Origin of the sequence: Aeromonas sp., from assembly GCF_050252055.1 — a bacterium.
GTDB classification, from domain to species: Bacteria; Pseudomonadota; Gammaproteobacteria; order Enterobacterales; family Aeromonadaceae; genus Aeromonas; species Aeromonas caviae.
Genome location: NZ_JBFWLQ010000002.1, coordinates 166,899 through 180,289, shown reverse-complemented (window position 1 = coordinate 180,289; position 13,391 = coordinate 166,899). Strand labels below are relative to the sequence as shown.

The 13,391-nt window shown below is 58.7% G+C and carries 12 protein-coding genes; 8 read left to right on the top strand and 4 right to left on the bottom strand.

Annotated elements, in window-relative coordinates; all coding sequences use genetic code 11:
- Window positions 1–9 precede the first annotated feature (9 nt).
- The 3 genes from aat (at window position 10) to infA (ending at window position 1,717) form a co-directional block, all read left to right on the top strand.
- A complete protein-coding gene (gene aat / locus AB7E19_RS04485) occupies window positions 10–717 on the top strand; it encodes a leucyl/phenylalanyl-tRNA--protein transferase (protein ID WP_039039162.1) in 708 nt (235 codons plus the stop codon).
- Window positions 714–1,430, top strand: coding sequence for an arginyltransferase (locus tag AB7E19_RS04480; RefSeq protein ID WP_042016282.1), 717 nt, complete (start codon window positions 714–716; stop codon window positions 1,428–1,430). The genes aat and AB7E19_RS04480 overlap by 4 nt, the downstream gene beginning before the upstream one ends.
- Before the next feature lie 68 nt (window positions 1,431–1,498).
- The gene (gene infA, locus AB7E19_RS04475) at window positions 1,499–1,717 is read left to right on the top strand and encodes a translation initiation factor IF-1 (protein WP_005300033.1); all 219 of its coding nucleotides are present in this window, start codon (window positions 1,499–1,501) and stop codon (window positions 1,715–1,717) included.
- 69 nt (window positions 1,718–1,786) lie between these two features.
- Here the strand turns inward: infA and clpA are convergent, their stop codons facing one another.
- Together clpA and clpS are read right to left on the bottom strand one after the other, a co-directional pair.
- Entirely contained in the window at window positions 1,787–4,039 is a 2,253-nt protein-coding gene (gene clpA / locus AB7E19_RS04470; protein WP_010674511.1) for an ATP-dependent Clp protease ATP-binding subunit ClpA, read from the bottom strand.
- A gap of 60 nt (window positions 4,040–4,099) precedes the next feature.
- Window positions 4,100–4,417: an ATP-dependent Clp protease adapter ClpS gene (gene clpS, locus AB7E19_RS04465; protein WP_005325410.1), complete on the bottom strand. Its 318-nt coding sequence runs from the start codon at window positions 4,415–4,417 to the stop codon at window positions 4,100–4,102.
- 228 nt (window positions 4,418–4,645) lie between these two features.
- Between clpS and cspD the strand changes: the two genes are divergently transcribed.
- Window positions 4,646–4,864 carry a cold shock-like protein CspD gene (cspD, locus tag AB7E19_RS04460; protein ID WP_010674510.1) on the top strand — a complete coding sequence of 73 codons (219 nt, stop codon included), beginning with the start codon at window positions 4,646–4,648 and terminating at the stop codon, window positions 4,862–4,864.
- Between the two features lie 116 nt (window positions 4,865–4,980).
- On the opposite strand, the gene asd is transcribed toward cspD, so the two are convergent.
- On the bottom strand, window positions 4,981–6,093 hold the full coding sequence (gene asd, locus AB7E19_RS04455; protein WP_103243235.1) for an aspartate-semialdehyde dehydrogenase: 1,113 nt from the start codon (window positions 6,091–6,093) through the stop codon (window positions 4,981–4,983).
- Window positions 6,094–6,432: 339 nt separating this feature from the next.
- On the opposite strand from asd, the gene sugE reads away from it, so the two are divergent.
- Complete coding sequence (sugE, locus tag AB7E19_RS04450) at window positions 6,433–6,747, top strand: quaternary ammonium compound efflux SMR transporter SugE (RefSeq protein ID WP_041211362.1); 315 nt, start codon at window positions 6,433–6,435, stop codon at window positions 6,745–6,747.
- 216 nt (window positions 6,748–6,963) lie between these two features.
- Here the strand turns inward: sugE and AB7E19_RS04445 are convergent, their stop codons facing one another.
- Complete coding sequence (locus AB7E19_RS04445; protein WP_161469910.1) at window positions 6,964–7,647, bottom strand: B3/B4 domain-containing protein; 684 nt, start codon at window positions 7,645–7,647, stop codon at window positions 6,964–6,966.
- A 335-nt stretch (window positions 7,648–7,982) separates the two neighbouring features.
- On the opposite strand from AB7E19_RS04445, the gene ycaO reads away from it, so the two are divergent.
- The 3 genes from ycaO (at window position 7,983) to pflB (ending at window position 13,297) form a co-directional block, all read left to right on the top strand.
- On the top strand, window positions 7,983–9,743 hold the full coding sequence (gene ycaO / locus AB7E19_RS04440; protein ID WP_427934668.1) for a 30S ribosomal protein S12 methylthiotransferase accessory factor YcaO: 1,761 nt from the start codon (window positions 7,983–7,985) through the stop codon (window positions 9,741–9,743).
- Between the two features lie 381 nt (window positions 9,744–10,124).
- On the top strand, window positions 10,125–10,973 hold the full coding sequence (gene focA, locus AB7E19_RS04435; protein WP_010674505.1) for a formate transporter FocA: 849 nt from the start codon (window positions 10,125–10,127) through the stop codon (window positions 10,971–10,973).
- A gap of 41 nt (window positions 10,974–11,014) precedes the next feature.
- Window positions 11,015–13,297 (top strand): formate C-acetyltransferase, encoded by a 2,283-nt coding sequence (pflB, locus tag AB7E19_RS04430; RefSeq protein ID WP_103244647.1) that lies wholly within the window; start codon window positions 11,015–11,017, stop codon window positions 13,295–13,297.
- Window positions 13,298–13,391: the final 94 nt, after the last annotated feature.

The following is a 13,391-nucleotide window of genomic DNA, read 5'->3' as shown; positions in this document are numbered from 1 at the left end:
CTCTGCCTTATGTCTCGCTATCTTACCGAACTGGATGATGAGCTGTGCTGGTTTCCCTCCCCCAGCCATGCGCTGGAAGAACCCAACGGGCTGCTCGCGATTGGGGGAGATCTCTCCCCCGCTCGATTGCTGGCAGCTTACCACAGCGGGATCTTTCCGTGGAATGAACCCCATCAGCCACTGCTGTGGTGGTCACCGGACCCCAGGGGAGTCATCGTGCCCGAGGAACTCCACATCGGCCGCAGCCTGCAGAAGTGTTTGCGCCGCACCCCCTTCGAGATTTACATCAATCGCGCCTTTGATGACGTCATTGCAGCCTGCGCCGCGCCTCGTCGCACCGCCAGCGGCACCTGGATAAGTGCCCCCATGATCGACGCCTATCGGCGCCTTCATCGCCTCGGTCATGCCCACTCCATCGAGATCTGGCAGGATGATCAGCTGCAGGCAGGTCTCTATGGCCTCTCCCTGGGCCGACTCTTTTGTGGTGAATCCATGTTCAGCCGCATCGACAATGGCGCCAAACTGGCCATGGTGGCCCTCTGTCGCCACTTTGCAGGGCACGGCGGTGCCCTCATCGACTGCCAGATGCAAAACGACTTTCTGGCCACACTGGGCGTTCAGGAGTGGCCAAGGCAGCGCTTTCTGACCACCCTGGCCACCCTGACCCGGCAACCGTTGCAAGAGGGATGCTGGCAACCGAGGAGAATCAGCCTATGAGTGAAGAAGTGATCCTCAAGGTCGGGCTGACCCCCAGGCACCCGTGCAGCTACCTCGGTCACGAGCAGGAGCAGTTGCTGGTCCTGATGGACCATGAACTGCTCAACGCCGCCGGGTACGAACGGCTGCTGACAGCAGGATTCCGGCGCAGTGGCAACGACATCTATCGTCCTCACTGCCCCGCCTGCAGCGCCTGTCAATCCTTGCGCATACACAGTGAACGCTTCACCCCGAGCCGTGGGCAGAAACGCATCCGCCAGTTGAACCGGGATCTCGAACTCGTACTGAGCTATGACGACAAGCCCGAGTATTACCAGCTCTATGAACGCTATATCCGTGAGCGTCATCGGGATGGCAGCATGTATCCTCCGAGCCGGACCCAATACAAGGGGTTCCTGCACTGCGACTGGATGCCCCCCCTTTATCTGGAGATACGCAAGGAGGGACGCCTCATCGGCGTGGCCACCACGGACCTGCTTCCCCACTCTCTGAGCGCCATGTACACCTTCTTCGACCCCGACTATGCCGACCGGTCGCTCGGCACCTTCGCCATCCTGAGCCAGTTGGAACTGGCCAGACGTACCGGTCGTCAGTGGCTCTATCTGGGGTATCTGGTGGAGGAGTGCCGCAAGATGAATTACAAGCGCCAATACCTGCCCCATGAGCTGCTGGTACAGGGCGAATGGAAAAAAATCGACACCAAGCCCGAGTAAACTTTACACATAGCCTTAAATCCGGCATGATCCAGCGGTTTTTTGTTGTGGCTTATCAAGAGGATTCAATGGCTAAAGAAGACAGTATTGAGATGCAGGGTACCATTCTCGAAACCTTGCCCAATACCATGTTCCGTGTGGAACTGGAAAATGGTCACGTGGTTATCGCTCATATTTCCGGCAAGATGCGCAAAAACTACATCCGTATCCTGACTGGGGACAAAGTAACGGTGGCTCTGACTCCGTACGATCTCTCCAAGGGACGTATTGTTTTCCGCTCTCGCTAAGCCAGGAATTCAGCAAAAAACCCCAGCCTCTCGGTTGGGGTTTTTTGTCATTTCCGGCCTTGCTCACAGTCAGTGAGAGACAGCTTCAACGTTGACCTGAAAATCAAAGCTGAGGCTGTTGTTCACCAGCTCGACCTTCACAATGCCGCCATCGACCAGGGAACCGAACAGGATCTCGTTGGCCAGGGGCTTCTTGAGGTGCTCCTGAATGACCCGGCCCATGGGTCTTGCCCCCATTGCCCTGTCATACCCTTTCTCTGCCAACCAGTGGCGCGCCTCTTCAGACACCTCCAGTGAAACGCCCTTGGCATCCAGCTGAACCTGCAGCTCGACGATGAACTTGTCGACCACCTGATGGATCACTCCCATGTCGAGATGGTTGAACCAGATGGTGTGATCGAGCCGGTTGCGGAACTCCGGACTGAACGTCTTGTTGATCACCGCCATGGCATCGTGGCTCATGTCCTGCTGCTGGAAGCCGATGGACTTGCGCTGGGTTTCCTGAACCCCTGCGTTGGTGGTCATCACCAGGATCACATTGCGAAAATCTGCCTTGCGCCCGTTGTTGTCCGTCAGGGTACCGTTGTCCATCACCTGCAGCAGCAGGTTGAAGACATCCGGGTGCGCCTTCTCGATCTCGTCAAGCAGCACGACGGAGTGCGGATGCTTGAGGACGGAGTCGGTCAACAGCCCTCCCTGCTCGAATCCCACGTAACCGGGAGGAGCCCCGATCAACCGGGACACGGTATGGCGTTCCATGTATTCCGACATGTCAAATCGCAATACCTCGACCCCGAGCGCCTTGCCCAGTTGCTGGGTCACTTCGGTCTTGCCCACCCCGGTCGGGCCGGCAAACAGGAAGCAGCCCACAGGTCGGCGTTCGTTGCCAAGCCCTGAACGTGACAACCGAATGGCATCGGTCAGCACCTCGATGGCCTTGTCCTGCCCGAACACCACCATCTTGAGGTTGCGCTCCAGATTCTTCAGCACCTCCTTGTCGGAGGAGGAGACAGATTTCTCTGGTATACGGGCAATCTTGGCAACAATGGCCTCGATTTCCGGCACATTGATCACCTTCTTGCGCTTGCTGACGGGCAAGAGGCGTTGCCCTGCCCCCGCTTCGTCGATGACGTCGATGGCCTTGTCAGGCAGATGGCGATCATTGATGTACTTGGCGGAAAGCTCCACCGCCGCCCGGATCGCCTTGACGGTGTAACGCACGCCATGGTGAGACTCATAACGGCTCTTGAGTCCCATCAGAATGCGAGTGGTGTCGTCTACTGTGGGTTCGACGATGTCGATCTTCTGGAAGCGACGAGCCAGAGCCCTGTCCTTCTCGAAGATCTGGGCATATTCCTGGTAGGTGGTGGAGCCCACGCAGCGCAGCAAACCATTGGAGAGCAGCGGCTTGATGAGGTTGGCCGCATCCAGCTGGCCACCGGAAGCCGCACCGGCCCCAATGATGGTGTGGATCTCGTCGATGAAGAGGATGGCCCCCTCCTGACGTTCAATCTGCTTGAGCAGCACCTTGAGGCGCTTCTCGAAGTCACCACGATACTTGGTGCCCGCCAGCAGGGAGCCCATGTCCAGGGAGTAGATGGTGCTACCCGCAATCACCTCGGGCACATCCCCCTTGACGATACGGTAGGCAAGCCCTTCGGCGATGGCGGTCTTGCCCACGCCGGCTTCCCCGACCAGCAAGGGGTTGTTCTTGCGGCGGCGGCACAATACCTGAATGGTGCGATTGAGCTCCTGATCACGGCCGATGAGCGGATCGATGCGCCCCTCCAGCACCAGCTGGTTGAGGTTGGTGGCAAAGCTTTCTATCTGGGCAGAGGATACCTCGTCATCAGATTCCGCATTGTTGCCACCACTCTCGGGCTTGTTGTCCTTGCGCACCCCGTGGGACAGGAAGTTCACCACATCCAGGCGGCTTATTTCGGCTTTTTTCAGGAAGTAGGCGGCCTGGGACTCTTGTTCGCTGAAGATGGCGACCAGGACATTGGCACCGCTCACCTCGGTATTGCCGGACGACTGGACATGGAAGACGGCACGTTGCAGCACGCGCTGGAAGCCCAGCGTCGGCTGGGTTTCCCTGTCTTCGTCGTCACGGGGGATGAGCGGGGTCGTTTGATTGATGAAGGCGCGGATCTCTTTGCGCATCTGTTCCACATCCGCACCACATGAACTCAGCGCCTCATGGGCTGAGCTGTTATCCAGCAGGGCCAACAACAGGTGCTCGACGGTCATGAATTCGTGGCGCTCGTCACGGGCCAGTTTGAAAGCCTCGTTCAGCGTCTTTTCTAGATCTTTGTTCAACATAGGCACCTCCCCTCAGTACAGCAACAATGCGGTGTCGTTATCGCCATCAAGTCATCAGATTCAAGCCTTTTCCATGGTACATAGCAGTGGATGTTCGTTGTTACGTGAATAGGTGTTGACCTGGACCACTTTGGTCTCGGCAATCTCGGCGGTAAATGTGCCGCAGACTCCCTTACCACTATAATGCACGCTCAGCATCACCTGAGTGGCCTTCTCCAGATCCATACCAAAGAACCTTTGCAGCACCTCCACCACGAACTCCATCGGTGTGTAGTCGTCGTTGTTCAGGACGACCTTGTACATGGGTGGCGGTTGCAGCTTCGTTTTCTCTGCTTCTGCAATCTCTTCATTAGCAAAGAGTTCTTTCTGCTTGCTCATAGTTGCGCTTTGGTACCTCTAGATTACTACCGTGTCGCTCAAGATTGTCAATAGACTTGTTAACCAGATCACATCGGTTGTTAACAACTTCTTGACTCGCTTAAAAGTTGGACTAGATTGGTTACTTGCTAATCGGCGCCCGTCTGCTACGGGGTCATGCCCTAGTTATATAAGGCTGGCGCAGGTTACTCAACGACTTCAGGGTAATCAATAAAAGGATGTAGATGTATGGCAACCGGAACAGTCAAGTGGTTCAACAACGCAAAAGGATTTGGGTTTATCTGTCCGGAAGGCGGTGGTGAAGACATCTTCGCTCACTACTCCACGATTCAAATGGAAGGTTACAAGACCTTGAAAGCAGGTCAGGCAGTCAACTTTGAACTGCAGCAGGGGCCGAAAGGAAATCATGCCTCTGTCATCGTGCCAAACGAAGCACAGAACATCTAAGAGTCAAACTGGATAAATTAAAAAGCGGCATCCCAAGGGATGCCGCTTTTTTATGGACAGACACGAAGAGGGGAACAAGAAAGGCAAGGCCTTCCCTGTTCCCTGCTGCCGCTACCTCAGCGGGCCAGCAGGATGTTGAGCATGCGGCGCAGCGGCTCGGCGGCGCCCCACAGCAGTTGGTCACCCACGGTGAAGGCGGCCAGGTACTCCGGGCCCATGTTGAGCTTGCGCAGACGACCCACCGGGATGCTGAGGGTGCCGGTGACGGCGGCCGGGGTCAGCTCGCGGGCGGTGATGTCGCGATCGTTGGGGATCACCTTGACCCAGTCGTTGTGGGCAGCCAGCAGGGATTCGATTTCGGCCAGCGGCACGTCTTTTTTCAGCTTGATGGTGAAGGCCTGGCTGTGGCAGCGCAGGGCGCCGATGCGCACGCACAGACCATCCACCGGAATGGCGGCGTTTTCGATGCCCAGGATCTTGTTGGTCTCGGCCTGGCCCTTCCACTCTTCACGGCTCTGGCCGTTGTCGAGCTTGGTGTCGATCCAGGGGATGAGGCCACCGGCCAGCGGCACACCGAAGTTGTCCACCGGCAGGGTGCCGGAGCGGGTCTTCTCGGTGATCTTGCGCTCGATGTCGAGGATGGCGGAGGCTGGATCCGCCAGCTCCACCGCCACTTCATCCCGCAGCATGCCCATCTGGGTGACCAGCTCGCGCATGTGGCGGGCACCACCACCGGAGGCCGCCTGATAGGTGGCCACGCTCACCCACTCCACCAGATCGGCCTTGAACAGGCCACCCAGGGCCAGCAGCATCAGGCTGACGGTGCAGTTGCCGCCAACGAAGGTCTTGATGCCGTTGTTCAGGGCATCCTCGATGACGTCGCCGTTGACCGGATCCAGGATGATGACAGCGTCCTTCTCCATGCGCAGGGAGGAGGCGGCGTCAATCCAGTAGCCCTGCCAGCCGGCGGCTTTCAGACGCGGATAAACATCCTTGGTGTAGTCGCCGCCCTGGGCGGTGATGATGACGTCCTGTGCGGCCAGCGCCTCGAGATCGAAGGCGTCCTGCAAGGTGCCGGCATCGACACCAAAATTGGGGGCGGCCTCACCGGCCTGGGAGGTGGTGAAGAAGGTGGGTTGAATGCGGGCAAAATCCTTCTCTTCCTGCATCCGGCTCATCAAGACCGAACCCACCATGCCACGCCAACCGACCAAACCTACTTTTTTCATAATGTCCTACCCTGGATAGCTGCTTATAGAAATCGTGTGTGGTACCCGTGACCCCTGCCTTGGCGCCAGCCGTTTACAAGGGATTCACAATATATGAGTTGCAAAAAATGCGTCTGTCCACATTACGGATTGTGACGGCGGGCGCAAGTCGAATTGCGCAATATTCTGTGCCATTCGCTGCAATATCCGTCGGCCTGGCCGACCTGCGGGCAGCCGGTTGGCATCCTGCCTCCAGTTGGGGCATCATTGAGACCGACCGGCAGCCCCGCTGCCCCTCGGGGACGGCCCCGAGGCCTCCTGATACGCAGGGACGACCCTGCTTCCTGCGGAATCTGCCTTATGTCCTGGTTGCTATTGCTGTTGGCCGGCCTTTTCGAGGTCGCCTGGGCCATCGGCCTCAAATACACCGACGGTTTCAGCCGTCCCCTCCCCACCCTGCTGACCCTGATCGCCATGGCCGTGAGCGTGCTGCTGCTCGCCATGGCGGTCAAACAGCTGCCCCTTGGCACCGCCTATGCGGTCTGGACCGGCATCGGCGCGGTCGGCACCGTGCTGATGGGGATCTGGCTGTTCAACGAACCGGCCACCCTCGCCCGGGTGCTCTGCCTGCTGCTGATCATCGGCGGGATCCTGGGTCTGAAATTCATCGGTTAGGCGCGCTGAAAGGGCCGGGTACACCGGCCCCGACGTGGCAAGCTCCAGGGGGCGATGTCAGCCCGGCGTGTTGCGGTGTTCCTCTGCTTGCTGATGTGTTCGCAGACGGTGGGTAAAGGCGGGTGGCACAGACGTGGCATGGCGAGCAAGCTCCGCCCCATGACCGCCCGGGCGAGCATGAGGCGCCTCCTTTTATCTTTTCGTCTGCTCCTTCAATCACTCCACCAGCGTCTGCTCGATGCGGGCCCCAGGCATCATCTGCGTGAGACCAGCAATCAGCCTGTCACCGGCCTCCCACAAGGCCGTGCGTGGCATCGGCGGCAGACACTCCAGAATGAACCACATCCGGGGGGAAGAGAGGCTCAGGCGAGTGCGGATCCCCTGGCGCCAGTTCCAGCGGCGACAGGTGACGCCGAGATCGTCCCGCCACACCACCTCTCCGGGAGCCGGTACCTCCTGGGTTGGCAGCCCTTCTTTGAGGGTGTCAAAGCATTCGCTGCCATCGGCAATCACCAGGCGCGGCGTCCCCACATAGGCCGCCAGATCCTCCCCGCCCACGGGAATGGCATACTCGATGCTGATGGCGTTGTAGAGATCGACCACGGGATCAATGGCGGGCAAGACGCCATCGCGCAGCACCCGCTTGCGCAGTGCCTGGGCCGAGCAGGGCGTGCGGGCAGGCTTGGCGCCAAACCCCTTGAACACCTGATCCCAGGCGGCCAGATGTTCAAGGGCCCAGGGGGCCTCGTCGGTGCCAAGGGCCGCACATGCCCGGGCCAGGGCCCGCTCCCCCACCAGAGTGTCAATCACGGGGGCGGCTTCCACCACGATGCTGAGGGCACAAAAGCCCGGCGCCAACCTGGCTATCTCGGGGTCGATACGGGGGATCATCGGGAACATTCAGCACTCCTGGTCAAGGCTCATCAAGACGGGGTGGCGGAACGGGCACGGGCGTTCCCCTCTTTTCCTTCCCCCGCCAACGGTTGACGCCATGATGAAGGGCACAGGGTCATAATAAAATTTACTTTATCTTAATTATGTTAAGTAAAACTGATGACCCAACCCTCTTTCCCATGAAAAATCGCCGCCCCGCAGCGCACCGCCCGGCCCCACTACCACACCCCGACCCTCCAATGCAGACCTGGGCAAGCCCACACCATTGCCCTGGCCGCTTTCCCCGTCACTCATGCTATTATCTGCGTCCAAACATGAGCCCATAAAATCAGGACATTGTGATGACCGACCACACTTTTATTCCCGGCAAGGACGCAGCGCTGGAAGACTCCATCGAACGCTTCCAGACCAAGCTGCAAGCCCTGGGGTTTGATATCGAAGAGGCCTCCTGGCTCAACCCCGTGCCCAACGTCTGGTCCGTGCACATCCGGGACAAGGAGTGCGCCCTCTGCTTCACCAACGGCAAGGGTGCCAGCAAGAAGGCGGCGCTCGCCTCCGCCCTTGGCGAATATTTCGAGCGTCTCTCCACCAACTACTTCTTCGCCGATTTCTACCTGGGCGAGCAGGTCGCCAATGGCGACTTCGTCCACTACCCGAACGAGAAGTGGTTCCCCATCGAGGGGGATCAGCTGCCCGCCGGGCTGCTCGACTCCTTCACCCGCAAGTTCTACAACCCGGACGGGGAAGTGACCGCCGACATGCTGGTGGACCTGCAATCCGGCAACGAGGAACGCGGCATCGTCGCCCTGCCCTTCGAGCGCCAGTCTGATCACCAGACCGTCTACATCCCGATGAACATCATCGGCAACCTGTATGTTTCCAACGGCATGAGCGCCGGCAACACCCGCACCGAAGCCCGCACCCAGGGGCTGTCGGAGGTGTTCGAGCGCCACGTGAAGAACAAGATCATCGCCGAGGCCATCAGCCTGCCCCAGATCCCGGGCGAGGTCATCGCCCGTTACCCCGGCATCAAGGCGTCCATCGATGCACTGGAGGCCGAAGGCTTCCCCATCTACAGCTTCGATGCCTCCCTCGGCGGCCGTTATCCGGTCATCTGCGTGGTGCTGCTCAACCCGAACAACGGCACCTGCTTTGCCTCCTTCGGCGCCCACCCGCGCTTCGAGGTCGCCTTCGAGCGCACCGTCACCGAACTGCTGCAAGGGCGCAGCCTCAAGGATCTGGACGTCTTCGTGCCGCCGTCGTTCGACAACGAGCAGGTGGCGGATCACCACAACCTGGAGACCCACTTCATCGACTCCTCCGGCCTCATCAGCTGGGATCTGTTCAAGGAAGAGTCCGACTTCGAGTTTGCCGACTGGGACTTCCGTGGCACCTCGCAAGAGGAGTTCGACCACCTGATCGGCATCTTCCACGAGCTGGAGCAGCCGGTCTACATCGCCGACTATGAGCACCTGGGTGTCTACGCCTGCCGTATTCTGGTGCCCGGCATGTCCGACATCTATCCGGTGGAAGATCTGCTGCTGGCCAACAACACCATGGGGGCCCACCTGCGGGAGACCATCCTGGCGCTGCCGGCGCTCGAGTGGGACGCAGAGCAGTACATGGCCCTGTTCGACCAGCTGGATGAAGAGGGTCACGACGAGCGGACCCGGGTGCGCGAGCTGCTCGGCATCGCCGCCGCCAAGGGCACTGCCCTGCACACCCTGCGCGTCGGTGAGCTCAAAGCCATGCTGGCGCTGGCCGCAGGCGACCTGGAGAGCGCCCTCGACCTCATCGACTGGACCATGGAGTTCAACCAGTCGGTGTTCCCGGCAGATCGCGCCGCTTACTACCGCGCCCTGCGCGCCTGCGTCGAGCTCTTCCTCGACGAGGATCGCGACCCCGAGCAGTACCGCCCGGTGTTCGCCCGCATGTTCGGGGAAGAGACCCTGGCGCAGGCGTGGGCCAACGCCCGCGGCGAGGCGCGCTTCCACGGTCTGGAAGCCGCCGATCTCTCCCTCTCCCAGTTCCCGCTGCACCAGAAACTGCTGGCCGCTTACGAGAAATTGCAAAAAGCCAAACGAATCCACACCTGGAACTGATATGCTGATATGACGAAGGGGCCCTGAGGGCCCCTTCTGTTTTATGGTCTACGCTTTGGCTGGCCGTGCCACAAGATGAAATAAAAGACAAAAAATACCTCTTAGGGGGTTGTTAATTTGGCACTCATGGTGCAGTGCGGCCGCAAAGGTGCCTGGCCGGTACTTTTTTAAGGTTGTCCTTTATAAGTTCTTAAAAATCATAAAATTAATAACAGACTCATTTCTGTTTCACCTGAAACCTGGTGTAAAGAAACGCTTCCGGATGGCGAAAAATTCTGTAGTAAAATTACATTCACAATCTGTAATTCTTGATCGGAGTCAATTTTGGGGATCAGCCCCTTTGTTATGATTTCCACAGGCAAAATATGCAGGTACTGAGAATTGAAAGCAGAATCTCCCTTTGATTGTCTGAAGCCCGAAGCCATCGCCGCCCTGGCCGAAGACATTACCTATGCCAAGGCCACCAAGCCCGCATACAAGGTCATTCCCCTGGCCATCACCGCTGGCGCCTTCATCGCCATCGCCTTCGTCTTCTATATCACCGTCACCACGGGCTCAAGCGGCATGGCCTGGGGCATGTCCAAGCTGGTGGGCGGCATCTGCTTCTCCCTCGGTCTCATCCTCTGCGTCCTGCTCGGCGCCGAACTGTTCACCTCCACGACCCTCACCCTGGTAGCCAAGGCGGCGAATCGCATCAGCTGGGCCCAGCTGCTCAAGAACTGGGGACTGGTCTACTTCGGCAACCTCATCGGCGGTCTCATCATCGTCGGCCTCATCATCATGTCGGCGGAATACACGGCAGCGGATGGTCAGTGGGGGCTGAACGCCATGAAAGTGGCCCAGCACAAGATCCATCACACCTTCTTCGAGGCCGTGGCCCTTGGCATCCTCTGCAACCTCATGGTGTGTCTCGCCGTGTGGATGGCCTTCGGCGCCCGCAGCGCCACCGACAAGGTGATGGTGATGCTGCTCCCCGTCGCCATGTTCGTGGCCTCCGGTTTTGAGCACAGCATCGCAAACATGTTTATGATCCCGGTCGGTATCGCCATCCACAGCGTCGCGAGCCCGGAATTCTGGCAGGCCATCGGCCAGGATCCGGCGACCTTTGCCGACCTGACCGTGTCCAACTTCGTCCTGCACAACCTCATCCCTGTCACCATCGGTAATATCATTGGTGGTGGCGTCATGGTTGGGCTGACTTACTGGTTTATCTTCCGTCGCCATCATTAAGGATGGCGGCAGACACATAAATACCTTGAGAGGTAATGAAAATGGCAGAACTTAACGAACAGTTCCAAAAAGCATGGGAAGGCTTCGCAGCCGGTGAATGGCAGACCTCTGTCAACACCCGTGACTTCATCCAGAAGAACTACACCCCGTATGAAGGTGACGAGTCCTTCCTGGCTGGCGCGACCGAAGCCACCACCAAGCTGTGGGACAAGGTCATGGAAGGCATCAAGATCGAGAACCGCACTCACGCGCCGGTCGATTTTGATACCGACCTGCCCTCCACCATTACCGCTCACGATGCCGGCTATATCGACCAGAGCCTGGAGCAAATCGTTGGTCTGCAGACCGACAAACCGCTCAAGCGCGCCATCATCGCCAACGGCGGTATCAAGATGGTCAAGACCTCTTGCGAAGTGTACGGTCGCCAGCTTGACCCCATGGTCGAGAAGATCTTCACCGAGTACCGCAAGACTCACAACCAGGGCGTGTTCGACGTCTACACCAAAGACATCCTGAACTGCCGCAAGTCCGGCGTCATCACCGGTCTGCCGGATGCCTACGGCCGTGGCCGTATCATCGGTGACTACCGTCGTGTTGCCCTGTACGGTATCGACTTCCTGATGGCCGACAAACTGGCTCAGTTCAAGTCCCTGCAGGCTGACCTGGAAAACGGTGTCAACCTGGAAGCCACCATCCGTCTGCGCGAAGAGATCTCCGAGCAGCACCGTGCCCTGGCACAGATGAAGGTGATGGCTGCCAAGTACGGTTGCGATATCTCCGTACCGGCCAAAAACGCCAAAGAAGCCGTCCAGTGGACCTACTTCGCCTACCTGGCGGCGGTCAAGTCCCAGAACGGCGCGGCCATGTCCTTCGGTCGTACCTCCAGCTTCCTGGACATCTACATCGAGCGTGACCTGCAAAAGGGTCTGATCACCGAGCAAGAAGCCCAGGAGCTGATGGACCACATGGTCATGAAGCTGCGCATGGTTCGCTTCCTGCGTACCCCGGAATACGATTCACTGTTCTCCGGCGACCCGATGTGGGCTACCGAGACCCTGGCCGGTATGGGCGTTGACGGTCGTACCCTGGTCACCAAGAACAGCTTCCGTATGCTGAACACCCTGTACACCATGGGCCCGTCCCCTGAGCCGAACCTGACCATCCTGTGGTCCGAGAAGCTGCCGGTCGGTTTCAAGAAGTACTGCGCCAAGGTATCCATCGAGACCTCTTCCGTTCAGTACGAGAACGACGACCTGATGCGTCCGGACTTCAACAACGATGACTACGCCATCGCTTGCTGTGTGTCCCCGATGATCGTCGGCAAACAGATGCAGTTCTTCGGTGCCCGTGCCAACCTGGCCAAGACCATGCTGTATGCAATCAACGGCGGTATGGACGAGAAGCTCAAGATCCAGGTCGGTCCGAAGACCGAAATGGTCACCTCCGAGTACCTCGACTACAACGACGTGATGGACAGACTGGATCACTTCATGGACTGGCTGGCCAAGCAGTATGTCGCCGCCCTGAACATCATCCACTACATGCACGACAAGTACAGCTACGAAGCCTCCCTGATGGCGCTGCACGACCGTGACGTCTATCGCACCATGGCCTGTGGTATCGCCGGTCTGTCCGTAGCCGCTGACTCCCTGTCTGCCATCAAGTACGCCAAGGTCAAGCCGGTACGTGATGCCGATGGCGTCTCCATCGACTTCGAAATCGAAGGCGAGTACCCGCAGTTCGGCAACAACGACGCTCGCGTCGATGACATCGCCTGCGACCTGGTCGAGCGCTTCATGAAGAAGATTCAGAAGCTGAACACCTACCGTGGTGCCGTGGCTACCCAGTCCGTGCTGACCATCACCTCCAACGTGGTGTACGGCAAGAAGACCGGTAACACCCCGGATGGCCGTCGTGCCGGTGCGCCGTTCGGCCCGGGTGCCAACCCGATGCACGGTCGTGACCAGAAGGGTGCCGTTGCTTCCCTGACTTCCGTTGCCAAGCTGCCGTTCGCTTACGCCAAAGATGGTATATCCTATACCTTCTCCATCGTGCCGAACGCGCTGGGTAAAGACATGGAAGCCCAGAAAGCCAACCTGGCCGGCCTGATGGATGGTTACTTCCACCACGAAGCCAACCTGGAAGGTGGTCAGCACCTGAACGTCAACGTGATGAACCGTGAAATGCTGCTGGACGCCATGGAAAACCCGGAGAAATATCCGCAGTTGACCATCCGCGTATCCGGTTATGCCGTTCGCTTCAACTCCTTGACCAAGGAGCAACAGCAAGACGTCATCACCCGTACCTTCACCGCTTCTCTGTAATAGAGTCTCGGAGAACAAAAACCGGCGCCCAGGCGCCGGTTTTTTTATGCCTGATAGTCAGGGAGCATCGGCCTGAACCTGCCGGCAAGACCGG

Bases quoted from the DNA above. Each gene is read 5' to 3' on its own strand.
- clpA (WP_010674511.1), bottom strand. From the start codon at position 4,039: ATGTTGAACAAAGATCTAGAAAAGACGCTGAACGAGGCTTTCAAACTG.
- AB7E19_RS04480 (WP_042016282.1), top strand. From the start codon at position 714: ATGAGTGAAGAAGTGATCCTCAAGGTCGGGCTGACCCCCAGGCACCCG.
- pflB (WP_103244647.1), top strand. From the start codon at position 11,015: ATGGCAGAACTTAACGAACAGTTCCAAAAAGCATGGGAAGGCTTCGCA.
- AB7E19_RS04445 (WP_161469910.1), bottom strand. From the start codon at position 7,647: ATGTTCCCGATGATCCCCCGTATCGACCCCGAGATAGCCAGGTTGGCG.
- ycaO (WP_427934668.1), top strand. From the start codon at position 7,983: ATGACCGACCACACTTTTATTCCCGGCAAGGACGCAGCGCTGGAAGAC.
- clpS (WP_005325410.1), bottom strand. From the start codon at position 4,417: ATGAGCAAGCAGAAAGAACTCTTTGCTAATGAAGAGATTGCAGAAGCA.
- cspD (WP_010674510.1), top strand. From the start codon at position 4,646: ATGGCAACCGGAACAGTCAAGTGGTTCAACAACGCAAAAGGATTTGGG.
- sugE (WP_041211362.1), top strand. From the start codon at position 6,433: ATGTCCTGGTTGCTATTGCTGTTGGCCGGCCTTTTCGAGGTCGCCTGG.
- asd (WP_103243235.1), bottom strand. From the start codon at position 6,093: ATGAAAAAAGTAGGTTTGGTCGGTTGGCGTGGCATGGTGGGTTCGGTC.
- infA (WP_005300033.1), top strand. From the start codon at position 1,499: ATGGCTAAAGAAGACAGTATTGAGATGCAGGGTACCATTCTCGAAACC.
- aat (WP_039039162.1), top strand. From the start codon at position 10: ATGTCTCGCTATCTTACCGAACTGGATGATGAGCTGTGCTGGTTTCCC.